The sequence below is a fragment of the Flavobacterium sp. XS2P24 genome (assembly GCF_030010285.1).
Classification (GTDB): Bacteria; Bacteroidota; Bacteroidia; order Flavobacteriales; family Flavobacteriaceae; genus Flavobacterium; species Flavobacterium algoritolerans.
In genome coordinates, this window is record NZ_JASCRU010000001.1 from 377,805 (window position 1) to 402,764 (window position 24,960).

Annotated in this window: 24 protein-coding genes; 11 read left to right on the plus strand and 13 right to left on the minus strand. The window is 33.3% G+C overall.

The genetic code is table 11. The annotated features are described in order from the left end of the window. Positions 1–84: 84 nt before the first annotated feature. From pyk to QLS31_RS01740, 5 genes are all read right to left on the minus strand, one after another. Positions 85–1,515, minus strand: a complete 1,431-nt coding sequence (pyk, locus tag QLS31_RS01720) for a pyruvate kinase (RefSeq protein ID WP_099714128.1) — start codon at positions 1,513–1,515, stop codon at positions 85–87. 5 nt (positions 1,516–1,520) lie between these two features. Then, positions 1,521–2,009 (minus strand): IPExxxVDY family protein, encoded by a 489-nt coding sequence (locus tag QLS31_RS01725; protein ID WP_282742112.1) that lies wholly within the window; start codon positions 2,007–2,009, stop codon positions 1,521–1,523. 114 nt (positions 2,010–2,123) lie between these two features. After that, entirely contained in the window at positions 2,124–2,864 is a 741-nt protein-coding gene (locus QLS31_RS01730) for a ribonuclease III domain-containing protein (RefSeq protein WP_099714130.1), read from the minus strand. A gap of 9 nt (positions 2,865–2,873) precedes the next feature. Next, positions 2,874–4,127, minus strand: a complete 1,254-nt coding sequence (fabF, locus tag QLS31_RS01735; RefSeq protein ID WP_099714131.1) for a beta-ketoacyl-ACP synthase II — start codon at positions 4,125–4,127, stop codon at positions 2,874–2,876. Positions 4,128–4,308: 181 nt separating this feature from the next. Further along, positions 4,309–4,545, minus strand: a complete 237-nt coding sequence (locus tag QLS31_RS01740; protein WP_007137004.1) for an acyl carrier protein — start codon at positions 4,543–4,545, stop codon at positions 4,309–4,311. 176 nt (positions 4,546–4,721) lie between these two features. Between QLS31_RS01740 and QLS31_RS01745 the strand changes: the two genes are divergently transcribed. From QLS31_RS01745 to QLS31_RS01760, 4 genes are all read left to right on the plus strand, one after another. Further along, positions 4,722–5,294, plus strand: coding sequence for a phosphoribosylglycinamide formyltransferase (locus QLS31_RS01745; RefSeq protein ID WP_282742114.1), 573 nt, complete (start codon positions 4,722–4,724; stop codon positions 5,292–5,294). A 121-nt stretch (positions 5,295–5,415) separates the two neighbouring features. After that, complete coding sequence (gene rnhA, locus QLS31_RS01750) at positions 5,416–5,895, plus strand: ribonuclease HI (RefSeq protein WP_099714133.1); 480 nt, start codon at positions 5,416–5,418, stop codon at positions 5,893–5,895. 105 nt (positions 5,896–6,000) lie between these two features. Beyond that, complete coding sequence (locus QLS31_RS01755; RefSeq protein WP_099714134.1) at positions 6,001–6,924, plus strand: PfkB family carbohydrate kinase; 924 nt, start codon at positions 6,001–6,003, stop codon at positions 6,922–6,924. Between the two features lie 130 nt (positions 6,925–7,054). Next, entirely contained in the window at positions 7,055–8,953 is a 1,899-nt protein-coding gene (locus tag QLS31_RS01760) for an amidophosphoribosyltransferase (RefSeq protein WP_099714135.1), read from the plus strand. Positions 8,954–9,251: 298 nt separating this feature from the next. On the opposite strand, the gene QLS31_RS01765 is transcribed toward QLS31_RS01760, so the two are convergent. Then, positions 9,252–9,860 carry a superoxide dismutase gene (locus QLS31_RS01765; RefSeq protein WP_282742116.1) on the minus strand — a complete coding sequence of 203 codons (609 nt, stop codon included), beginning with the start codon at positions 9,858–9,860 and terminating at the stop codon, positions 9,252–9,254. A gap of 285 nt (positions 9,861–10,145) precedes the next feature. Further along, a complete protein-coding gene (locus QLS31_RS01770) occupies positions 10,146–10,829 on the minus strand; it encodes a ComF family protein (protein ID WP_282742119.1) in 684 nt (227 codons plus the stop codon). Positions 10,830–10,926: 97 nt separating this feature from the next. On the opposite strand from QLS31_RS01770, the gene QLS31_RS01775 reads away from it, so the two are divergent. The 5 genes from QLS31_RS01775 (at position 10,927) to QLS31_RS01795 (ending at position 16,940) form a co-directional block, all read left to right on the plus strand. Next, entirely contained in the window at positions 10,927–12,468 is a 1,542-nt protein-coding gene (locus QLS31_RS01775; protein ID WP_282742121.1) for a glycine--tRNA ligase, read from the plus strand. Between the two features lie 362 nt (positions 12,469–12,830). Further along, positions 12,831–13,643: a LytTR family DNA-binding domain-containing protein gene (locus QLS31_RS01780; RefSeq protein WP_282742123.1), complete on the plus strand. Its 813-nt coding sequence runs from the start codon at positions 12,831–12,833 to the stop codon at positions 13,641–13,643. 177 nt (positions 13,644–13,820) lie between these two features. Beyond that, on the plus strand, positions 13,821–14,105 hold the full coding sequence (locus QLS31_RS01785) for a 3-oxoacyl-ACP reductase (RefSeq protein ID WP_282742126.1): 285 nt from the start codon (positions 13,821–13,823) through the stop codon (positions 14,103–14,105). Positions 14,106–14,470: 365 nt separating this feature from the next. Next, positions 14,471–16,234: a tetratricopeptide repeat-containing sensor histidine kinase gene (locus QLS31_RS01790; RefSeq protein WP_282742128.1), complete on the plus strand. Its 1,764-nt coding sequence runs from the start codon at positions 14,471–14,473 to the stop codon at positions 16,232–16,234. Positions 16,235–16,253: 19 nt separating this feature from the next. Further along, the gene (locus QLS31_RS01795) at positions 16,254–16,940 is read left to right on the plus strand and encodes a response regulator (protein ID WP_282742130.1); all 687 of its coding nucleotides are present in this window, start codon (positions 16,254–16,256) and stop codon (positions 16,938–16,940) included. Between the two features lie 60 nt (positions 16,941–17,000). Here QLS31_RS01795 and thiL read toward each other — a convergent pair whose 3' ends face one another. Continuing rightward, positions 17,001–18,047 carry a thiamine-phosphate kinase gene (thiL, locus tag QLS31_RS01800; RefSeq protein ID WP_099714143.1) on the minus strand — a complete coding sequence of 349 codons (1,047 nt, stop codon included), beginning with the start codon at positions 18,045–18,047 and terminating at the stop codon, positions 17,001–17,003. 108 nt (positions 18,048–18,155) lie between these two features. On the opposite strand from thiL, the gene QLS31_RS01805 reads away from it, so the two are divergent. After that, positions 18,156–19,088, plus strand: a complete 933-nt coding sequence (locus QLS31_RS01805; RefSeq protein WP_282742132.1) for a 1-phosphofructokinase family hexose kinase — start codon at positions 18,156–18,158, stop codon at positions 19,086–19,088. Positions 19,089–19,166: 78 nt separating this feature from the next. Here QLS31_RS01805 and lepA read toward each other — a convergent pair whose 3' ends face one another. From lepA to QLS31_RS01830, 5 genes are all read right to left on the minus strand, one after another. Then, complete coding sequence (gene lepA, locus QLS31_RS01810) at positions 19,167–20,963, minus strand: translation elongation factor 4 (protein ID WP_099714145.1); 1,797 nt, start codon at positions 20,961–20,963, stop codon at positions 19,167–19,169. Between the two features lie 111 nt (positions 20,964–21,074). Next, positions 21,075–21,434 (minus strand): hypothetical protein, encoded by a 360-nt coding sequence (locus QLS31_RS01815; RefSeq protein ID WP_282742135.1) that lies wholly within the window; start codon positions 21,432–21,434, stop codon positions 21,075–21,077. 2 nt (positions 21,435–21,436) lie between these two features. Further along, positions 21,437–21,919, minus strand: a complete 483-nt coding sequence (locus QLS31_RS01820) for a DoxX family protein (RefSeq protein WP_282742137.1) — start codon at positions 21,917–21,919, stop codon at positions 21,437–21,439. A 44-nt stretch (positions 21,920–21,963) separates the two neighbouring features. Next, the gene (locus QLS31_RS01825; protein ID WP_282742139.1) at positions 21,964–22,320 is read right to left on the minus strand and encodes a hypothetical protein; all 357 of its coding nucleotides are present in this window, start codon (positions 22,318–22,320) and stop codon (positions 21,964–21,966) included. Positions 22,321–22,440: 120 nt separating this feature from the next. After that, the gene (locus QLS31_RS01830; protein ID WP_282742142.1) at positions 22,441–23,646 is read right to left on the minus strand and encodes a helix-turn-helix domain-containing protein; all 1,206 of its coding nucleotides are present in this window, start codon (positions 23,644–23,646) and stop codon (positions 22,441–22,443) included. A 182-nt stretch (positions 23,647–23,828) separates the two neighbouring features. On the opposite strand from QLS31_RS01830, the gene dusB reads away from it, so the two are divergent. Further along, the gene (gene dusB / locus QLS31_RS01835) at positions 23,829–24,821 is read left to right on the plus strand and encodes a tRNA dihydrouridine synthase DusB (protein ID WP_282742143.1); all 993 of its coding nucleotides are present in this window, start codon (positions 23,829–23,831) and stop codon (positions 24,819–24,821) included. Positions 24,822–24,960: the final 139 nt, after the last annotated feature.

Genomic DNA, 24,960 nt, shown 5'->3' on the forward strand with positions numbered 1-24,960 from the left:
TACATTGATTGATGCATAAAAAAATCCGTCTTATTTCGTTTTAAAAACGAGACAAGACGGATAAGTATTTTAGGTAGTTTTAAACTATTCTATTTCGGATACTCTCAAGGTGTTAACCATTCCTTTATCTTTAATTGGCATTGCTGCTAAATTGATAAGGAAATCTCCTTTTTGTACAAAACCTTTTTGTTTTACAATTTCGTTTATGTCAGTTACAGTATCATCTGTGCTTACATCTTTAGTGTACATGAAAGATTTTACACCCCATAATAAATTAAGCTGTGTAAGGATTCTTTTATTAGAGGTAAAAACTAAAATATGTGCATTAGGTCTCCAAGCCGAAATTTGGAAAGCAGTATAACCACTATTTGTCAATGTACAGATAGCTTTTGCTTTGATAACGTTAGCCATAGTTGCAGCATGGTGACAAATTGTTTTAGTGATAAAACGTTTTGTTTTAATTTGTGGGGTGTTTTGTGGTACTTGAATTAGCGGAGAATCTTCTACTGCTTCAATGATTTGAGTCATTTTTTGGATAACTTGAACAGGATAATTTCCAGTAGCAGTTTCTCCAGAAAGCATTACAGCATCTGCACCATCCATAACTGAGTTCGCAACATCATTTACTTCTGCACGAGTTGGCGTCAAGCTTGTGATCATTGTTTCCATCATTTGCGTAGCAACGATAACAGGAATACGAGCTGTTTTAGCTCTACGAATCAATTCTTTTTGAACTAAAGGTACTTCGTGTGCAGGAAGTTCAACTCCTAAATCTCCACGGGCAACCATTAACGCATCACAATACGCAACAATTTTGTCAATATTTTCTAATGCTTCCGGCATCTCTATTTTGGCAACAATTGGAATTTTATATTCAGAATGTTGTGCAATTAATTCCTGTAAATCTTGTAAGTCTCTTGGTGTTTTCACAAAAGATAATGCAATCCAATCAACGTTTTGTCCAATAGCAAAAATAGCATCTGCTATATCTTTCTCAGTCATTGCAGGAAGAGAAATTTTTGTATTAGGTAAATTTACTCCTTTTTTAGATTTCAATTCACCACCTTGAATTACTCTTGCTATAACTTCTGATTTTTTATCAGTTTCAACGATTTCAAAGATAAGTTTTCCATCATCAAGCAAAATTCTTTCTCCAGGATTTACATCATTTGGAAAGTTTTGGTATTTCATGAATACTTTCTTTGCTGTCCCAAGAATGTCTTCGGCAGTCGTAAATGTAATTAAATCACCGTCATGTACAACTACGCCTTCTTCCATAACTCCTACACGAAGTTTAGGTCCTTGTAAATCACCTAGGATTGCAGTTGTATAGCCAAATTCTTCATTAAGACCTCGTATGATATTAATTTTTTCTTTTACATCATTGTAGTCAGCATGTGAAAAATTCACTCTAAATACATTTACACCGGCATCAATCATGTCTTTTATGATTTCTCTTGTACTACATGCGGGCCCAAGTGTGGCTACAATTTTTGTTTTTTTGTTTGTAAGCATTTGTATTAAAAAATTAAATTGTTTTTTGATTTTATTCGATTTGTATCTACTGTATAAACTGTTGATACGTTATCTATGGTATTTAATAGTATCTGTATTTTTGATACATTCATAGTATCCTCATTATTTTCTATTTTTAAAAAGTAATCTACTTTTTTAAATTCTGGAAGCAAAAAAACTTTTGTTGAAACTTCCATTGTTACATTTGAAAATAAATTTTGAGTACTTCCTTTTTTATATTGAATTACTTCGTTTTTATTTTGAATCAAATTCCAAGAGATCTCTTTTTCGGCGTCATTATAGTAGAATCTCGAAAAATTTGTTTCTCCTTCTTTTATATTAATTTGAATTTCATTTTTGCTTTTACTCAAATTTATAGGCAGCTTTTGATTAATAAAATAAGCCAATCTATAGTCTTCTAATGAAGTATGAATTGCGATGAGATAGTAATCTATTTCGTCAAATTCGCCAAGATCCAATTTATGAATTGCCATTTCATGAAAAAATAAGATGTAAATATAGTATTTCTATTGAAGCGTAGACCTCTCAAAATAAGATGTTTTTGTTAATTTATGAACGAAAACGTTATAGTTTTATGAAAATTGATATTATTTTCGGTCCATTTTTTCTTGAAATGCAAAATAAGCGCGTTGGGACGCTTTTTCTTCCGCCTTCTTCTTTGAGGTTGCTCTTGCTCTTGCAATCACTTTGTCATCAATACTTAGTTTTACGCCAAACAAACGTTGCCCGTCAATTGCGTTGTCTTCGAAAATATCATAATGAAATATTTTCTTTTCTTTTTGGCACCATTCTATTACCAAACTTTTATAACTTATTACTTTTCCTTCGAGTCTTGCGATATCTACGTAAGGAACAATAACTCTTTTTTGAATGAATTTTTCACAATAGATATAGCCTCTATCCAGGTAAATTGCTCCTACGAGTGATTCAAAGATATTGCCATGTATGTTTTCTCCAAAATGCTGTATCGGCACTTTGCTTTCAATATATTGTACTAAATTTAGGTCTTTCCCTAATTCGTTCAAATGTTCTCTGCTTACAATTTTTGAACGCATTTTAGTTAGGTAACCTTCATCTCCAGCAGGTGCTTTGCTAAATAAATGTGCTGCAATTACAGAACTCAGCATAGCGTCACCTAAAAACTCTAATCGTTCGTAATTAATTGGATTTCCTAAAACATCCAAGCGATTTGAGGAACGATGCGTAAAGGCTTTCTTGTAATAATCTAAGTTTATTGGGTTGAAACCCAATATTTTCTGAATAGAATCAAAAAAAATCCCGTCTTCTGGAGAACGGGATTTTGAAAATATTTTTCTGATTATACGCATATATAAGTATTAGATTTCTAATTTTTTTACCAATACACAAGCATTGTGACCGCCAAAACCAAAAGTATTACTCATAACAACATTCATTTCTCTTTTTTGAGCTTTGTTGAAAGTAAAATTTAATTTAGCATCAATGCTTTCATCATTTGTAAAATGATTTATTGTAGGTGGTACAATTCCATGTTTCATGGAAAGAATAGAAGAAATTGTTTCAACAGCACCTGCTGCGCCAAGTAAATGACCCGTCATTGATTTAGTTGAATTTAGATTCATTGTATAAGCATGTTCGCCAAAAACATGAAGTATTGCTTTAGATTCTGCCATATCACCTAAAGGTGTTGAAGTTCCGTGCATATTTACCCCGTCTACATCAGTTGGTTTTAAACCAGCGTCTCTCAAACAGTTCAACATTACGTTTTTAGCACCCAATCCATCAGGATGTGGAGCGGTTATATGATGAGCATCTGCTGACATACCACCACCACCAATTTCGCAATATATTTTTGCGCCACGAGCAATTGCATGTTCGTATTCTTCAAGAACAAGAGCACCAGCACCTTCTCCTAAAACAAATCCATCACGGTCTTTGTCCATAGGTCTGGAAGCTGTTTTTGGGTCGTCATTTCTTGTTGATAAAGCATGCATGGCATTAAATCCACCCATACCTGCTATAGTTACAGCGGCTTCAGATCCTCCGGTTACCATAGCATCTGCATGACCTAATCTGATATAATTGAAAGCATCAATAATAGCATTTGTAGAAGAAGCACAAGCTGAAACAGTTGTAAAATTTGGTCCTCTAAAGCCATATTTTATTGAAATATGACCACCAGCTATATCGGCAATCATTTTAGGAATGAAGAAAGGATTAAATTTTGGGGTACCGTCACCAGCAGCAAAATTAAGAACCTCTATTTGAAAAGTTTCTAATCCTCCAATTCCAGATCCCCATATTACACCAACTCTGTCTTTATCTAGTTTTTCAAAATTGAAACCGGCATCATTTACAGCTTCGTCTGATGATACCATTGCGTATTGTGCATAACGGTCCATTTTTCTAGCCTCTTTTCTGTCTAAGAAATCTTCAGCATTAAAATTTTTCAATTCGCATGCAAATTGAGTTTTAAATTTTGAAGCGTCAAAATAAGTGATTGGAGCAGCTCCACTAACGCCGTTAATAAGTCCGTTCCAATACTCTTCAATGTTATTTCCAATGGGTGTAAGAGCGCCTAAACCTGTTACAACAACTCGTCTTAATACCATAAATTCTTTATTTTTGTTATCTTTAAACAAATAAAACCCATGCTTTCTTTACTGTATTACTATTACGAAAGAGCCATGGGTATTACAATAAATATAGTTTTGATTGAAATTCAATCTCGAATTTAATTTTAAAAAAAATAATAACACCCGTAAGCAAGATTGCAAACGGGTGTGTAATTTATTATTTTTTAGCTTCCTCGATGTAAGAGATTGCTTGACCTACAGTAGCGATGTTTTCTGCTTGATCGTCTGGAATTTGAATGTCAAATTCTTTTTCGAATTCCATAATAAGCTCAACAGTGTCTAATGAGTCAGCTCCTAAATCATTAGTGAAGCTTGCTTCTGTTACAACTTCGTTTTCGTCAACACCTAATTTGTCTACGATAATCGCTTTTACTCTTGATGCAATGTCTGACATAATCTTTAATTTTAGAATTTAATTTGTTGGCAAAAATAAAAAACTTTATTTTAAAACAACGAATAAGTTAATAAATGTGACATCTAATTTATGAAATTTATTTTAACAAAGCTGTCGCAATGTTATTTATTTTCAATTTTTATGCCTTTTTTTGTGCAATTAAAATAGGATAGGTTATGAAAAAAATTGTGGTTTTTGCTTCTGGATCGGGGACTAATGCTGAAAATATCATAAAGTATTTTGCAAAAACAGAAATCGGAACTGTCGAAGCGGTGTTTACAAATAACCAAAGTGCTCAAGTGATTGAAAGAGCAAAAAACTATGGAGTTCCATCGGTTATTTTCTCAAAAGAAGAATTAATTGAGGGAATTGTATTACAAAAAATAAATGAAATCCAACCTGATATGATTGTTTTGGCAGGATTTTTATTAAAATTTCCTGAAAATATCATTGCAGTCTACCCTCATAAGATCATAAATATTCATCCGGCATTGTTGCCAAAATACGGTGGAAAAGGAATGTATGGTATGTATATTCATAGAGCAATTGTTGGGAATAAAGAAGTAGAAACTGGAATTACCATTCATTTCGTTAATGAAAATTATGATGAAGGGAATATTATTTTTCAAAAAAAGGTAGCCTTATCGGGTGATGAAACTCCAGAAGAAGTGGCCGGTAAAATACATGAATTAGAACAAAAACATTTCCCGGAAGTAATTGAGAGATTATTAGAAGGTAAGATGAGTTAGATTTTTCTGTTGTACATAAAATAAAACTTGTTCAATACTTAAAATTTTAGAAAAGCCTAAATCAATTATAGTTTTATCTCTCTAACCAGTCTAAAATATCCAAAAATCTAAGAAATCTAAAATGGAACACGACGTACATATATATACTGATGGTGCTGCCAAGGGGAATCCTGGGAACGGTGGTTATGGCGTTGTTATGGAATGGGTAGGAAAACCGTATAAGAAAGAATTCTATGAGGGGTTTCGTCGTACGACTAATAATAGAATGGAACTGTTGGCGGTTATTGTAGGTCTCGAAAAATTAAAAAATCCAAACACTAGAGTTCTGGTTGTTTCGGATTCTAAATATGTGGTAGATTCAGTAGAGAAAAAATGGGTTTTAGGTTGGGAGAAAAAAGGATTTGTTGACAGGAAAAATTCCGACTTGTGGAAACGTTTTTTAGTGGTGTATAGAAAGCATAAAGTTAATTTCAAATGGATCAAAGGACATAACAATCATGTCCAAAATGAAAGATGTGATGAATTAGCCGTTATGGCTTCGATGCAAAAGCAACTTTCAGTTGATGCTTTTTACGAAAAGGAAGAAGAAAAATTGTTGTAAAACGATGTAATTCAGTGAAATAAATTGGCAAAACTTTACAATAAAGACCCTTTGCAACTTTACAAGTTATAAACTATCTTTGCGCCTTAATTCGAAACTCAGAAAATGAATAAATTATTGATTGTTGGAAGCGTTGCTTTTGATGCCATAGAAACGCCTTTTGGCAAAACTGATAAAATTTTAGGTGGAGCTGCACCTTATATAGGACTTTCGGCTTCTTTTTTTAATTTACAATCTGCCATAGTTTCTGTAGTTGGCGATGATTTTCCACAAGAATATTTAGATTTATTAACAGCAAGAAATATTGACATTTCAGGACTTGAAGTTGTTAAAGGTGGGAAAACGTTTTTCTGGAGCGGTCTTTACCATAATGATTTAAATTCAAGAGATACATTGGCTACAGAACTTAATGTTTTGGGTGATTTTCAACCAAAAGTTCCTCAAAATTTTAAAAATGCTGATGTAGTGATGTTAGGAAACTTACATCCATTGGTACAAAGCAGTGTTTTGGATCAAATGGAAAGTAAGCCAAAATTAGTAGTTTTAGACACTATGAATTTTTGGATGGATTGCGCTTTACCGGAATTACTTGATGTAATGAAACGTATTGATGTAATCACGATTAATGATGAAGAAGCAAGACAGCTTTCCGGAGAGTATTCTTTGGTAAAAGCAGCTGCTAAAATTCATGAAATGGGACCAGAATACGTAGTGATAAAAAAAGGAGAGCACGGAGCACTTTTGTTTCATAAAAAAGAAGTGTTTTTTGCGCCAGCATTACCATTAGAAGAAGTTTTTGATCCAACAGGAGCTGGAGATACTTTTGCAGGCGGATTTGCCGGATTTATAACCCAGAGTGAAAACATCTCTTTTGAGAACATGAAAAATGCCGTTATATACGGTTCTAATTTAGCTTCATTCAGTGTGGAAAAATTTGGAACAGAAAGGATGGTTAATTTAGATAAAGAGGAAGTTGTGTCCAGATTACAACAATTCAAATCACTGACACAATTCGACATAGAATTATAATGCACTGAAACCTCGGAAACGAGGTTTTTTTGTTAAATAAAATTAGCAGGGAATTACATCTGATTTATCGATTTTTTTAAATCAGTTCAATTTATTTTTAGAATAACACAACAACACAAACAACCTTACAATGAGCGATGCTTTAAAACACGAGTGTGGTATAGCCTTAATTAGACTACTCAAACCGCTTGAATTTTATAAAGAGAAATACGGAACTGCTTTCTACGGAATACAAAAAATGTATCTTCTTATGGAAAAGCAGCACAATCGCGGGCAGGACGGAGCAGGTTTTGCAAGCATAAAATTAGATGTAGAGCCAGGAGAACGTTACATCAGTAGAGTGCGTTCGAATCATGCACAACCCATTCAAGATGTTTTTGCCCAAATAAACGACAGAATAAATGAGGAAATGGCTTCTCATCCAGAATATGCTGACAATGTTGCTTTACAAAAACAGAAGATTCCTTATTTAGGAGAATTGTTTTTAGGACACGTTCGTTATGGAACTTTTGGAAAAAACAGTATTGAAAGTGTTCATCCTTTTTTACGTCAGAATAACTGGATGCACAGAAACTTGATTTTGGCAGGAAACTTTAACATGACGAATGTTAAAGAACTTTTTCAAAGTTTAGTGGAACTAGGTCAGCATCCAAAAGAAATGGCGGATACAGTTACCGTAATGGAAAAAATTGGTCATTTTCTGGATGGTGCAGTAACTGATTTGTACCAAGAATGTAAAATTAATGGGTTGACAAAAAGAGAAGCATCACCTGTAATTGCTGAAAAGCTGGATGTTGCTAAGATTTTGACTCGTGCGTCTAAAAATTTAGATGGAGGTTATGCTATGGCAGGACTTCTGGGTCATGGTGATTCATTTGTATTTAGAGATCCGGCAGGAATTCGTCCCGCTTATTTTTATCAAGATGATGAAATAGTGGTAGTGGCTTCAGAAAGACCGGTAATCCAAACTGTTTTTAATGTTCCTTTCGAAAAAGTTCAAGAAATTGAACCTGGAAATGCATTAATCATCAAGAAAAACGGAACGGTTTCTATGCAGGAAATTCTTCCGCCAACGGTTAAAAAAGCATGTTCTTTTGAACGAATTTATTTCTCCAGAGGAAGTGATGCCGAAATATATCAAGAAAGAAAAAATTTAGGAAAACTTATTTTGCCTGCCGTTTTAGAGTCAATAGACGAAGATACAGACAATACCGTTTTCTCTTATATTCCAAATACAGCTGAAACTTCATTTTACGGATTGGTTGAAGCGGCACAGGATTTCTTGAATCAAAGAAAGAATAATTACATTCTTCAAAATAGAAATACCTTAACAAAGGAATCGTTGCAAGAATTGCTTTCAGTAAAAATACGTACCGAAAAAGTAGCCATCAAAGATGCTAAATTAAGAACCTTTATTACAGAAGATAGTAGCCGAGATGATTTAGTGGCTCACGTATACGATGTGACGTATGGTGTTATAAAGCCGACGGATAATTTGGTAATTATAGATGATAGTATTGTTCGAGGTACTACCTTGAAAATGAGTATTATCAAAATGATGGATCGTTTGAATCCAAAGCGAATAGTTATCGTTTCATCGGCACCACAAATACGCTACCCGGATTGTTACGGAATTGACATGGCTAAACTGGAAGGTTTAGTGGCTTTTAAAGCGGCATTAGAATTGCTTAAAGAAAGAAATTTATATCATATTGTTGATGAAGTATATCTGAAATGTAAAGCACAGGAAAACTTTAAGGACATCGAAGTTGTAAATTACGTAACGGCAATATATGCGCCTTTTCAACCACAAGAGATTTCAGATAAAATAGCACAAATGTTGAGTTCTCCGGAGATAAAAGCCGAAGTGAAAATTATTTTTCAAACGGTAGAAGATTTGCATATTGCTTGTCCTAAAAATCTAGGAGATTGGTATTTTACCGGAGACTATCCAACACCTGGAGGTAACCGAGTAGTAAACCGAGCATTCATGAATTTCTATGAAGGAAAAGATGCCAGGGCATACTAATAATTGAGTCTATGGGTTTTTAATCGGTTTTCTAAGTTGTTCATCTAATTTATTTGGTGGCAACGAAGAACTAGCATAAATTTGAATCACCATAACATTAGTAGGTTAAGTTTATGGTAGATTTGGGGCAAAAAGGGTGGAAGAGATTCCACCTTTTTTATTGGAATAAAGTGAAAAAATGACATAAAAAAGCGCCGATTTCTAAACGTAGAAATCGGCGCTTTTGTTTAAGATAAAAGAAATAAGAATAAAGACAACAGTAATTTTTGAAGTCTTTATTCTTCATCTGACTCTCTTTTTATTTCTCTAAAGCGTATCTTCTTGCCACTTCAGTCCAGTTAATTACATTGAAAAAAGCTTCAATATAATCTGGTCTTCTGTTTTGATAATTTAAATAATAAGCATGTTCCCAAACATCCATTCCTAAAATTGGAGTTCCGCCACAGCCTACACCTGGCATTAATGGATTATCTTGGTTTGGAGTACCGCAAACATCTACTTTTCCACCTTTATGAACACAAAGCCAAGCCCATCCAGAACCAAATTGTGTTGCTCCAGCTTTGCTGAAACTTGCTTTAAATTCTTCAAAAGTTCCAAAAGCAGCTTCAATCGCAGCCAATAAATCTCCAGTTGGAAGTCCGCCACCGTTTGGTGTCATTACAGTCCAGTACAAGTTGTGATTGTAAAAACCACCACCGTTGTTACGAACTGGCATGTTTTTCATATCAAGATTAATCAAAATATTTTCAATCGTCTTACCTTCCAGATCCGTCCCTGCAATTGCAGCGTTCACGTTGGTAATGTAAGCGTTGTGATGTTTCGTATGATGAATTTCCATCGTGCGCGCATCAATATAAGGTTCTAATGCGTCGTACGCATAAGGTAATTGTGGTAATTCAAAAGCCATAATATGATTGTTTAATGATTTATAAATATTTATTCAAATTTAAACATTAAACTTTGGAAACGGAAATTCTATTTCGTTATAATTTCATTAAATTAATTGATAGTGTGCTCTTTGGGATTGTAACAGACTTGTTTTCAGGAGCTATTTCCTGCTTTCCGTTATAATCTTTTTATCCGCCGAAAAGGCGTATAAAAAGGATTTCCACTTCAATCAGGGCTAAAAAACGGCTGTGCTTTAAATTACCATTCTGTTTTAATTACCAGTTTTGTAGCCGAAATATCCAAATTATGATTGCGCCATTGCCATACAAACAATACTAATTTTTGAACCGGGAATTTTTAGTAAAGCTCTGGAACAAGCTTCCAGTGTTGATCCTGTTGTGATAACATCATCTATTAAAAGGAAATGTTTGTTGTGGTCTTTTTCAGTAAAGGAAACATCAAAAGTGCTTTCAATTCCTTCTGTTCTTCCTAATAAGTTTTTCTTGGATTGCGTTTTTGAATACACATTCCGAATCAAAAGCGAATCATTATAATCGATATTTAAACTCGATGAAAGTGCTGTTCCAAAAGCAGTAACTTGATTGTATCCTCTTTCTTTTAGTTTTCTTCGATGCAATGGAACCGGAATAATTTCATCTACAGATTGTAATAATTTGATGGTTTTTAAATCTTCTGCGTACCATTCGCCAAGAATTGCCCCTATTTCCTCATGTCCTTTGTATTTTAAATTATGAATGAGCTCCTGTACAATTCCTTTTTTATGAAAATAAAATAATGCCGATGTATGAAGTACGGGAATTCGCCCATAAAACTTTTTGAAAGCATCATTCTCTGGATTCAAATGATGGTTCGTCAATGGAATATCGTGTCTGCAAACCGTACAAATTACATTTTCATTAGACAATAAAAACGAGCTGCAACCGGAACAGACTTTTGGAAAAAACAGATTAATAATGCTTTCAAACATGTAATCAGGGATTTATTTATAAAAATAGACAAATCAATGCTTCAATCTTTAACAATTTTCTTTTTTTTAAGTTCACTTTTTATATTTTTGCATCATTATGGCAAAACAAGAAGATTTATTTAAGAATGTAGTTTCGCACGCAAAAGAATACGGATTTATTTTTCCGTCAAGCGAAATATACGATGGTTTAAGTGCAGTCTATGATTATGCACAAAACGGAGTAGAATTAAAAAAGAACATACGCGAATATTGGTGGAAAGCAATGGTTCAAATGAACGATAATATTGTTGGTCTTGACGCGGCAATATTGATGCATCCAACGACCTGGAAAGCATCGGGTCACGTAGATGCCTTCAATGATCCATTGATTGATAACAAAGATTCAAAAAGAAGATATAGAGCGGATGTTTTGATTGAAGATTATGCCGAAAAGCTAAATCAAAAAGCAATCAAAGAAATCGAAAAAGCGCGTGCTCGTTTTGGAGATGCATTCAACGAACAGGAATTTGTAACAACAAATGCCCGTGTGATGGAGTACAAAGCCAAAGAAAGAGAAATTCTCGAAAGAATGGCTCGCTCTCTTGGTAACGAAGATTTGGAAGATGTAAAAGCATTAATTGAAGAATTAGAAATTGCTTGCCCGGAATCAGGTTCAAGAAACTGGACCGAAGTACGTCAATTCAACTTGATGTTTGGAACAAAACTTGGAGCTTCAGCGGATTCTGCAATGGATTTATATTTGCGTCCGGAAACAGCTCAAGGTATTTTTGTTAACTTCTTGAATGTTCAAAAATCAGGAAGAATGAAAGTTCCTTTTGGAATTGCACAAACTGGAAAAGCCTTCAGAAATGAGATTGTTGCGAGACAATTTATTTTCCGTATGCGTGAGTTTGAACAAATGGAAATGCAATTTTTTGTACGTCCAGGCGATGAAATGAGATGGTACGAACATTGGAAAACAGCTAGACTTAATTGGCACTTGTCACTTGGTTTAGGAAAAGAAAATTACCGTTTTCACGATCACGAAAAATTAGCACATTATGCGAATGCAGCTGCTGATATTGAGTTTAATTTCCCTTTTGGGTTCAAAGAATTGGAAGGAATTCACTCAAGAACTGATTTTGATTTGAAAGCACATGAACAATTTTCAGGTAGAAAATTACAGTATTTTGATGCCGAATTGAATCAGAATTACGTTCCTTATGTAGTGGAAACTTCAGTAGGATTGGATAGAATGTTTTTAGCTGTTTTTGCTACTTCATTAAAAGAAGAAACTTTAGAAGATGGATCTACAAGAACAGTGCTGAAATTACCAGCAGTTTTAGCGCCAACAAAAGCAGCAATTTTACCATTAGTAAAAAAAGATGGATTGCCAGAAATAGCACATAAAATCATTGATGATTTGCGTTGGGATTTCAATGTTGCCTATGATGAAAAAGATGCGGTAGGAAGACGTTATAGAAGGCAAGATGCACTAGGAACTCCGTTTTGTATTACAGTCGATCATCAAACAATAGAAGATCAAACGGTAACAATTCGTCATAGAGATACGATGAAACAAGATCGTGTAAATATTAGTGATTTGAAATCAATAATAGAGAATGAAGTTTCGATGAAAAATTGGTTGATGAAAATGTAATTAAAAAATTTTTATATAAGAAAAGCTTTCCGAATAGGAAGGCTTTTTGTTTTTAGGATAGTATCAAATGATTTTTTTTGATACGCAATTAATTAGAATAAACGGAGTTATTAGTTTCTTTTGCGCGATAGATTTGCGCTCTTTATCGGATTTATTTGCACTTCATCTTAACATGTCAACATTTGTTAAGAACATATTAACAACATATATGGAAAAAAGGTTAAATGCTTATTTTTAGAATGTTAAATAAGCATTTTTTGTTTAATTAGTTTCCCAAAACTACCATTGTTACTTAATAATTTGAAGTATGTTTTACTTTGGACGTATAATGTAATGCCTAACAATTCCACGAAAAACCATTGATGAATTATTCGTACATTATTATTGACGACGATCAAGAAAGTGTTTTGAAAACTAAAGCCATAGCTGATAGTTTTTCAGAACTTGATTTTGTAGCATCGGCTAATAATTATGAAGAGGGTTTAAATCTAATATTAGAACATACTCCACAAATAATTTTTTTGGAAATCGACCCAGTTAATCCGGCCAGTAATTTGTCGTTGACTCTAATTAATGAGTTATACAGATATTTGAAAGTAATTCCTAAAATTATCATCACAACGGCTAGGAAAGATTTAGCTTTTGATGCTATAAAGTATGAGGTTTTTGATTATTTAATAAAACCATTGGCACGAATAGATGTTGTAAAATCGGTTTTAAAATTAAACAAATCAATTGTTCCGAAAGAAATTTTTTTAGAGCAGTCATCAGTTGCTGATAAAGAACCGACAGTTTTAGTCAGACAAGAAATCCAAAATCAAGATCAGCCTCTAATTCTGTGTATCAAATCCTATGGTGATTACAGATATATTGATGCTAAAGATATTTGCTATTTTCAAGCCGATAATAATTCTACGGATATATATCTAAATAATGGTGAGATGATAACTGCTTTCAAAACATTGAAGCATTTTGAAGGCGTCTTATCGTTTCCTTTTATTAGAATCCATAACAGTTATATAGTCAATCGTAATTATATTTCTAGGATTCATAGTGGGAATTCAGTGTGTTATATTAAAAACAGTGCTGTAAAACTTCCTTTCTCTAAATCATATAAAGTAAATATCGACCTAATTATTTCTGATTTTTCCAATGGAAATTATCTGGAAATTTAAAAAACAGTCATTCACTTTAATTTGATGGTCATTCACTATCAAACTGCTACATTCTACCATAAATGCCTTTTTTTGTAGGAATTTTTGAAGTTGTCTCTGTAGTTTTACAAAAGAATCTCATGTAGATGTGGTTCCAAAATAAGACAAAACAAAACAACAACATAAAAACCCCAAATTATGAAAAAAGCAATCTTAACAATCGGATTATTCTCTTTAGTAATGATATTAACATCTTTTACTACACCTGAGACTTCTAAAGTACTTAGAAGTGATAACAACACAATTGTAGAACTGAATGGTAATCAATCGGTAGGAGGAAATAAGAAAGTTGACTTGAACGGTAATCAATCAGTAGGAGGAAATAAGAAAGTTGATTTGAATGGTAATCAATCAGTAGGAGGAAATAAGAAAGTTGACTTGAATGGTAATCAATCAGTAGGAGGAAATAAGAAAGTTGACTAAGTAAATTAATATTTAGGATATTTCAAAAAAAAGGCAATCAAATTTTTGATAGCCTTTTTTTATGTTAATAGTTTTATTTTACTATTTTTGGTAAAATTTAAGAATACCTATTGAAAAACATTTACTACATATTTTTTTTTATATTGTTTGTGTTTTTTGGTTGCACCAAGAAAACAAAAGTAAATCCTGATGAAGTATCTTCAAAGGATAGTTTGACTTCATATCTTTTGCTAGCAAATGAAGATACTCTACCACTTATCAAAAAACAAGAATACAACCAAAAAGCGTTTGCCATTATCATTAATCAGCCAAATGATTCGATGAATAAGGTGAATTTGTTCAGAGTTGCCAATCGGTATTATAACATGAATGATTGGAATGGGTACAAAGAAACTGTACACCTTGTTTTAGAAAATTCAAAAAGTAGTAAAGACAGTGTAAACATGGCTAAAGCTTACACTTATCTGGGAGATTATTACGGTGCTCAAGCTGTTTCGGATAGTGCTTTCCTATACTATTCCAAAGCAGAAAAAATGTATAGCCACGATAATTACAATTTAGCTAAAACACGATTAAATAAAGCACTATTGCAATACAGTGAAAGTGATTTTTCGGGTAGCGAAATAGCTGTATTTAATGCTTTACGTGTTATAAAAGGGGAAAAGGCCAATGATATTCTATACGATTCCTATAACTTTTTAGGGGTTTTATATAATGAACGGGAAGAATATGACAGGGCTGTAGAATTTCACACTAAAGCCTTAGCTAGTATAGATAATGAGGTATTACCATCTGTATTTCAGTCGAAGGCTACATCATTGAACAATCTTGGGTTTGTTTATCAAAACATGAACAATCACAAACAGGCAATGTCTTATTTTCGACAAGGACTGGATCAAAAAAATTTATTAATTGATAAGCCATCATTATATGCGATGATTTTGGATAATTTAGCGTATTCAAAATTTAAGCTGAGTGAATCTGAGGAGCTGCCCGAGCTATTTTATCAATCATTGAAGCTAAGAGATAGTTTGCAATTGACGGCTGGCATTATTACTAATAAAATCCATCTGTCAGAATATTTTGCGTCTAGAAAGGACACTGTAAAAGCGGTACAATATTCCAAGGAAGCTCTTACAATAGCCCGGAGTTCCAAAAACTCCCGAAATGTCTTAGCTTCCCTTAAGCAATTAGCCGTGATAGAACCAAAAAAAGCAGCTGTTTATAACAAACAATACATCCATATCAACGACAGTCTGCAGAAAGGCGAACGAAAAATGGGGGAGAAATTCTTACGCATAGAGTATGAAACAGATAAGATACAAGAGGAGAATACTAGTTTAACAGAGCAAAACAGGAATTTAGTTTATATTTTCAGTGGATTGGCAATGTTAGGTTTGTTTACATTTGTAATTAAAACTCAAAAAGCTAAAAATAGAGAGTTGTTATTCAAACAACAGCAGCAAAAAGCAAATGAAGAAATCTATAATTTAATGATTTCACAACAGAATACGATTGAAGGGATTAGAATTAAGGAGAAAAAAAGAGTCGCTCGTGAATTACACGATGGAGTTTTAGGAAGGATGTTTGGTGTTCGAATTAACTTAGACAGCTTAAATAAAATTGATGATGGAACTGCTGTTGAAAAAAGAAATAATTACTTAACAGAGTTAAAAAGTATTGAGCAGGATATTCGTGAAATTTCTCATGATTTAAATAGAGAAAAATCAGAATTAATTAATAACTTCGTCGCTATTGTTGACAATCTGTTTGAGGATCAAAAAAAGACATTTAAATCAAAATTAGTTTCAATTATTGATTCGGGTATAAAATGGGAATTGGTAAGTAATTCAGTCAAAATTAATTTATATCGAATTCTTCAGGAAGTACTTCAAAATGTCAATAAATATGCTACAGCAGATAATATTAAAATTGAACTTAAAAAAGAAGATGATCATCTCATTTTAATGATGAGTGATGATGGAGTTGGCTTCAATGTTAAGACAGCTAAAAAAGGAATTGGCTTGCAGAATATATTTTTTCGAACCAATGAATGTGATGGAGTTGTTGATATAAAATCAAAAAAAGGAGAAGGCACAATTATAACAATTACAGTCCCAATAGAATAATAAAAAAACTTATACAGAAATGATAATTGACCAATCAACAAAAAAAAATAATATATTAATCGTTGATGACCACCCTTTTATTATAGAAGGATACAAAAATGCAATTACTAGATATAATCCTAATGAGTTTGAGTTTTTTATAACACAAGCTAAAGACTGTGAATCGGCTTATGGCATTATTACAAATCCGGATGCTTTGTTGTTTGACATTGCCTTTTTAGATATTAGTATGCCGCCTTATGAAGAAAAAAATATTTATTCAGGGGAGGATTTGGCAAGATTAATATCGGAATTTATGCCAAACTGTAAAATAATTTTGCTTACAATGTATACAGAATTATTAAAAATAAAAACCATTATCAAAACTATAAATCCTAATGGATTGGTCATAAAAAATGATTTAACATTTGATGAATTACTTTTCGCTTTTGATAAAGTTATAAAAAATGAAAAATATTATAGTCAGTCGGTTCTAAAAATGCTAAACCAATCCGAGGTAGATAGTATAGAAATTGATCAATTTGACAAAGAAATTTTATTTCATATTTCTAAAGGAACTAAGCTAAGTGATATTCCTCAATACATTCCAATTTCATTAGGAGCAATTGAGAGGCGAAAAATAAAATTAAAAGAACTATTAAAGATAGAAGAAGGTAGCGATATCGACTTAGTCCGAGAAGCCAAAAACAAAGGATTACTTTTTTAAATTTCTTAAATAAAAAATGACACTTATTAAGTGTCATTTTTTGTTTTATTTAAAGAAATTTTATTGTGTCAAAGCATCCCAGCCACGGGCTTTTAAAGCAATTTTTGTATTGGCACGAGTTACTAAATGAATGCCTTCACTTTCTTGTGTCATGTGACCAATAATAGTGAAATTTGGATTTGCTTTGATTTTTTCAAAATCTTCCATGGCAATAGTGAAGAGTAATTCGTAATCTTCTCCGCCATTTATGGCAACCGTTGTGCTATCGATATTGAATTCTTCACAAACATTAATAAATGTTGGATCGATTGGTAATTTGTCTTCATATAAATTACAACCCACTTTGGACTGTTTGCATAAATGCATAATTTCCGATGACAATCCATCAGAAATATCAATCATTGAAGTTGGTTTTATTTCTAAAGCGTGTAATAAAGTGCGGACATCTTTGCGTGCCTCCGGCTTCAATTGACGTTCAATTAAATAGGTATACGCATCTAAATCTGGTTGTGAATTTGGATTAACCTGAAAAACTTGCTTTTCTCTTTCTAAAACTTGTAATCCCATATAAGCAGCTCCGATATCGCCAGTAACCACTAATAAATCAGTTTGTTTAGCGCCATTTCTATACACGATTTCCTCTTCATCAGCTTCACCAATAGCAGTTATACTGATGATCAATCCTTTTTGCGATGACGTAGTATCGCCACCTATAACATCTACATTATATTCACGCGCTGCATGTGTAATTCCTGCAAATAATTCATCTAATGCTTCTAATGGGAAACGATTGGATACTGCAACAGAAACCGTGATTTGCGTTGGTTTGGCATTCATGGCACAAATGTCGGAAACATTGACTACGACTGCTTTATAGCCTAAATGTTTTAAGGGCATGTAAGCCAAATCAAAATGTACGCCTTCTATCAATAAATCTGTAGAAACAACTACTTTTTTATCTTTGAAATCCAAAACGGCAGCATCATCCCCAATTCCCTTTAAAGTAGAAGGTTGGTTGATTTCAAAGTTTTTTGTCAAATGGTCTATCAATCCAAATTCTCCTAATTGAGCAATACTTGTTCGTTGTGGGTTTTTATCTTCAATCATTATTTTAATTGTTTTTGAGGTTGCAAATATACGAAGAAATATTCGCCTTGATTTGTACCAATTTTTATGAATTTTATCCGACCTTTAGAGTAGTAAAATTTGTGAAAGATGAAATCATTTGATATAGTTACGCTTACAGTTAATCCGGCTTTAGATAAGAGCACGCATTTTAAAGGCTTAGTCCCGGAACAAAAAATACGATGTAATGAACCACGTTATGATGCGGGAGGAGGAGGAATCAATGTTTCTAAGGCAATCTCCCGTCTAGGAGGGTCATCTTTAGCGGTATTTACTTCAGGTGGACCAATGGGTAAAATGCTTGAGGAATTGGTTAGTAAAGAATCTGTTGAATTTAAAGCAATCGAAGTCCAAACTTGGACGAGAGAAAGTTTCGTCGCTGTGGATGATAATACCAATTCACAATACCGATTTGGATTTACAGGCGGAAAAATTTTAGAAGAAGAAAGCAAAAGAATATTAGAAACCATAGCTAATTTTGATCTAAAATTTCTAGTAGCCAGTGGAAGTTTGAATGAAGGTTTGTCAATAGATTTTTATCAAAAAATTGCTGAAATCGCAAAAAAATCAGATGCTAAGTTAATTGTGGACACCTCTGGTGAATCCTTAAAAAAAGCATTAGAAATTGGTGTTTATATGATCAAACCCAATGTTGGAGAATTGGCAAAATTAATAGGTGTGGAGCGATTGGAACTGGAAGAAGTAAACGAAGCTGCAAAACAAATCATTGCAAAAGGCGGAGCCGAAATCGTAGTTGTTTCACTTGGTCCGCAAGGCGCAGTTTTGGTTACCAAAGATTCCTATGAATTTGTCCCAGCTCCCAATGTAGCCAAAAAAAGTACTGTTGGTGCCGGTGACAGTATGGTTGGTGGGATGGTTTGGGCACTTTCGCAAAATAAAAGCCTGAAAGAAGTTATTCGTTGGGGCGTTGCCTGTGGATCGGCAGCAACAATGAATGAAGGAACCCAATTGTTTAAATTCGAAGATGCAAAACGATTGTTCGAGTGGTTGAAGAATAAATAAAAACAAAAAAACCTGACAATTTTTACATCGTCAGGTTTTCTCTTTATTCTCTGTTCTTTCTTCTGTTCTCTAAAAAAATTAATCATTCAATTTCAAAACAGCCATAAATGCTTCTTGTGGAATTTCAACATTTCCAACCAGTCTCATACGTTTTTTACCTTTTTTCTGTTTTTCTAATAATTTACGTTTACGGGAAATATCTCCACCATAACATTTAGCGGTAACGTCTTTACGTAACGCTTTTATCGTTTCACGTGAAATTACTTTTACCCCAATTGCTGCTTGAACAGGAATGTCAAATTGCTGACGTGGTATTAATTCTTTCAACTTCTCACACATTTTTTTTCCAATAGAATACGCATTGTCGGCATGCATTAAGGATGACAAAGCATCAACAATCGTCGCGTTCAATAAGATATCAACTTTAACCAAATTAGAAGTTCGCATTCCAATAGGCGTATAATCAAAGGAAGCATATCCTTTAGAAACTGTTTTCAAACGGTCGTAAAAATCAAATACAATCTCTGCCAACGGCATGTCAAAAGTCAACTCTACGCGTTCTGTAGTCAAATATGTTTGATTGGTAATCAATCCACGTTTTTCGATACACAAACTCATTACATTTCCAACATAATCAGATTTGGTAATGATAGTTGCTTTTATAAAAGGTTCTTCAACATGATCCAAACGAGAAGGCTCCGGCAAGTCCGAAGGATTATTTACGATAAGCGGTGTTGTAGGATCTTTTTTGGTGTAAGCTAAATATGAAACGTTGGGAACGGTAGTAATCACAGTCATGTTAAACTCTCTCTCCAAGCGCTCCTGAATAATTTCCATGTGTAACATTCCCAAGAATCCACAACGGAAACCAAATCCTAAAGCTGCTGAGCTTTCCGGCAAAAATACTAACGAAGCATCATTCAACTGCAGTTTTTCCATAGAGTTTCTCAACTCCTCATAATCTTCGGTATCTACAGGATAGATTCCCGCAAAAACCATTGGTTTCACATCTTCAAAACCAGTAATTATATTGGTAGTTGGGTTTTTCGCATCGGTTAGCGTATCACCCACTTTTACTTCTTTTGCTTCTTTAATTCCCGAAATCAAATACCCAACATCACCAGCTGAAATAACTTGTTTCGGAACTTGGTTTAATTTCAAAGTACCAATTTCATCTGCAAAATATTCATTTCCGGTAGCCATGAATTTTATCTTCTGACCTTTTTTAATCTGTCCATTTTTCACACGAAAAATAACTTCGATTCCTCGAAACGGATTGTAATGCGAGTCAAAAATTAAGGCTTGTAAAGGTTCGTCAACATTTCCTGATGGAGGAGGAATTCTTTCAATAATGGCTGCCAAAATATTTTCTACACCCAAACCAGTTTTACCTGATGCATGAATAATTTCCTCTAATTTGCATCCCAATAAGTCCACTATATCATCGCTTACTTCTTCGGGATTGGCACTTGGTAAATCTACTTTATTCAAAACTGGAATAATTTCCAAGTCATTTTCAAGAGCCAAATATAAATTCGAAATCGTTTGTGCCTGGATACTTTGCGCTGCATCTACAATCAAAAGTGCGCCTTCACAAGCTGCAATCGAACGAGAAACTTCATACGAAAAATCCACGTGTCCCGGAGTATCAATCAAATTCAGGATATATTCTTGTCCTTTATACGTGTATTCCATCTGAATCGCGTGACTCTTAATTGTAATCCCACGTTCACGTTCCAAGTCCATGTTGTCAAGCAATTGCGCTTTTTCTTCACGAGCGGTAACAGTTTGTGTTGCGCCAAGAAGTCTATCAGCAAGCGTACTTTTTCCGTGGTCAATATGTGCAATAATGCAAAAATTTCTAATATGCTTCATCTTCTGTATCTGTCAATTTTACTAATGCTTTCGCATTTAATCTGCAAATATAGGGTAAAAGTTTGACAGTTGAATTGGAATTCATTTTCAGATATTTTAAAAAATTATATTTTACCTCATATTATATTTTGCATTGTAAAAAGTGGTGTCTTTTTCAGAAAATAGTATCCTTCTGTTGTCTTTATCTTTAAATTCAATAGTGTCATTTACGACAAATTTCACTTCGGTAAATTTATATCCAGTTTTAAAAGTTACTGCTATTTCATAAAGACTGTCTTTTTTAATCTCTTTCATTTTGGTGTTATAATCCCAAGATAAAGGTTTGTCGTTTCCTCTTATTCCCACTTTTTTACTATTTTTTAATTCGGATGTATCCAAAGTAAAAACAATAGTCTTTTTATACGATTTCTGCATGCAACTTGTTACTAATAAAGTAAGTAATAATACGATTATTGCTACTGGGGTTTTCATAATTATATTTTGTTTTTAGTTAGTAGATAATCAATTCCAAATCTTCCTGAGCCTAGAATTAAATAGAAAATTGCTACCCAAAGAAATCCCATGGCGGCAAGACAATTCCATAATCCGTTGTTGATTTGTTGCATAAAAATAGCAACCAGCATAGTACAAATAATAAGAAAAGAAGCAATTCGAGTTTGAAATCCAAACAATAACAATAATCCGCCAATGGCTTCTGAAAAGGCACCCATCCAAGCAAAAAATCCCGGAGTAATTGCAAAAATTCCACCATAGTGAGCAACATCATTTGGAAACCAAAAAGCGACTTCAAAAAATCCTAAATTAGCATCGGTTGGCGACCAAGGCATTCCAAATTTTGCAGCCCCAAAGTTAAATGCGAGTAGATAGCCACAAACGATTCGCGGAATAGTGATACATAAATCTTGTGACCAATGTGGCAACAAAATTGGTTTTGTGATTTTGATTGTCAGTTTCATAATAATTTGATTTTTAAAAATGGATTCCAATATTGAAATCTGCATTAGTTCTTGTATGTCATGCCTAAGTTTAAATCGCCTTTTACTTTTAAACTTACAGAAGCATATTCACCTCCTGTGTTTTCTATAATTAAAGCGGTATTTTTTTCGGTTTTAACCGTTACTGATTCTTGCGGGTTTATTAAAACTGGAGAATGCGTTCCGCCATCAATTGGTGCTTGATATACTTTTAATATCGTTACGCCTTCATTTTTTAAATGGGTTTTAAAAGAACCGTGCTTATTGTTGCCAAGAACAAAACTTTCTTTAGGCTTAATCGAGGTATTAGAATTCAAAGAGCCAATAATACCACAGGAAGTGGTAATAAATAAAATAGCGAAAATTGCAATGATTGTTTTCATGTTGCTGTTTTTAAAGGATTAATAACAGGGCAAAATTGCGCTATAAATTACAGCTAATCGCTTCAAATTATGATTTGAGACTAACTATTTTGTATTTGGTAAGTATTGTAGATTAGTAAGTTAAATCGTTTCGATATATTCTTTTGGCGTTTTTCCAGTATTTTTTTTGAAAGCTCGGTTGAAAGTGGCTTTTGAGTTAAATCCACTATCAAAGGCTATTCCTAACAAGGTAGAATTTTTATGTTCACCACCCACAAGACTATTTTTCACAGCTTCAATTCGGTAGCTATTAATACAATCATTAAAATTCATTTGGAAACCTTGATTGATAGTTTTGGAAATTACAGAAACATTTGTTCCTAATTTTTTTGCCAAATCTAGAAGTGTCAATTCAGAATTTTGATACCATTTCTCCTCTTGAATTAAGGTTTCAATTTTAGATTTCCAGTATTCAATTTCTGGCGAATTTGATTCTTCAAATGTTTCGTGTTGAATGTCAATACAATTTTCGGTTTCATTAGTTGGATTTTCATTCAATAATAACATCGGATTTTTATTAAAAAAAGACATCTTAAATGGTATTGTAGCATTTATAGGATTTGAATATCCAGTAATTGCTATATAATACATAATAATTGAAAAGAAAAGAAAAAACCACCAACTGCCTTGATAGGATTTTATTTCGGGATATAAAATGCCTATAATATCAAAAAAAATTGGTAAAAGAAGCATAATTAAAAAAGCCATCAGATAGGTTTTTACCCATTTAAATAAAATAGAATCGGCATAACTAACTACTTGAAACATTAGTTTTTTGTACACATTATAATATCGGATACTCAAAATAAAATAAACAATCATAGAAAGTAAACCCAGCTTTTGATACCATTCGTCAAAATCCTTGTCCATTCCGTTTTTATAGAAATAATTTTCGCCTAAAATGAACTTATCATAAATCCAAATGGCTACAATATAGATAAGGTAAAAACCCCCAGGAAGTAAATGAAGTGATTTTTTTTTTGAAAATTTGAAAGATGGATTTAAAAGACTTTGCGTGTAAAAAAAGATAATCGGACCAACAAAAAGCAAATGCTGAAAAGGCGTATAAAATAATAAATCTCTATAAGGTTGATTGTCGTACCAGCCAGCAAAACCAAGCATCCAAGGTGCAATATAAAGAGAACAAAGAAATACAAAAATACTTAACCAATAATTAGATTTGTTTTCAGTCTTAACTGCTTTTGCAAGTAACAAAACACTATAAATTATTCCTTGTGTAAAAGAAATAAGTAAAACCGAACTATAAAACCCAAATTGAAAAAGCATTACTAAGTTTTCGTAAAAATAATTATTAATTTTAAATGATTGTTATTCATGAGATTGAATTTTTCATAAAAATTATTTGTTTAGGCTTTAATTTTCTAAATAGCGTTTATTTGCCACAACTTTTGATTAGTAGCAATTTTATAACCGAACTTTCTTAACTATCTTTGCAAAAAAATAAATTGATGGTCAAGATTGGCAACATAATATTACCCGAATTCCCTTTACTTCTCGCACCTATGGAAGATGTGAGCGATCCGCCTTTCCGCAGATTGTGTAAAGCTCATGGTGCTGATTTAATGTATTCGGAATTTATTTCTTCCGAAGGATTAATTCGTGACGCTATCAAAAGCCGAATGAAATTAGACATCTTCGATTACGAACGACCAGTTGGAATCCAAATTTTTGGTGGTGACGAAGAAGCAATGGCCATGTCCTCCAAAATTGTTTCCGCAGTAAACCCAGATTTAATAGATATTAATTTTGGTTGTCCCGTTAAGAAAGTCGTTTGCAAAGGCGCCGGTGCAGGTGTTTTGAAAGATGTAGATTTAATGATTCGTTTGACTCAGGCTGTAATTGATAGTACCCATTTGCCGGTAACCGTAAAAACGCGTTTGGGTTGGGACGATAATTCCATTAATATTGATGAGGTTGCGGAGCGTTTGCAAGATATTGGTGTAGCCGCTTTAAGCATCCACGCCAGAACCCGTGCCCAAATGTATAAAGGTCATTCCGACTGGTCGCACATTGCCCGAGTAAAAAATAACCCAAGAATCACAATGCCAATTTTTGGTAACGGCGATATCGATTCTCCGGAAAAAGCATTACAATACAAAAATGAATATGGTATCGACGGAATCATGATTGGTCGCGCTGCTATTGGTTATCCTTGGATTTTTAATGAAATCAAACATTATTTCAAAACAGGAGAACATTTGCCAAAACCTACAGTTATTGATAGGGTTGAAGCTGTCAGAAATCACCTCACATGGGCAATGGAATGGAAAGGCGAAAGACTAGGAATTGTTGAAACGCGCCCTCATTATACCAATTATTTTAAAGGAATTCATTCTTTTAAACCTTACAAACAAAAATTAGTAACGCTGGATCGTCCTGAAGAATTATTTGCTGCTTTGAATGAGATTGAAGAAGCGTATGCAGGATATGAAGTTGTTTAAAATAAAAAAGGCCTAACAATTGTAGACTGCACCCAAAAAGTTAGACAAATTTATAATTAATTTTGATAATAATGAGCTCGATATTTTATCGGGCTCATTTTGTTTAAATTTGATTTAATTCTTTCGTTGTTATAATAGA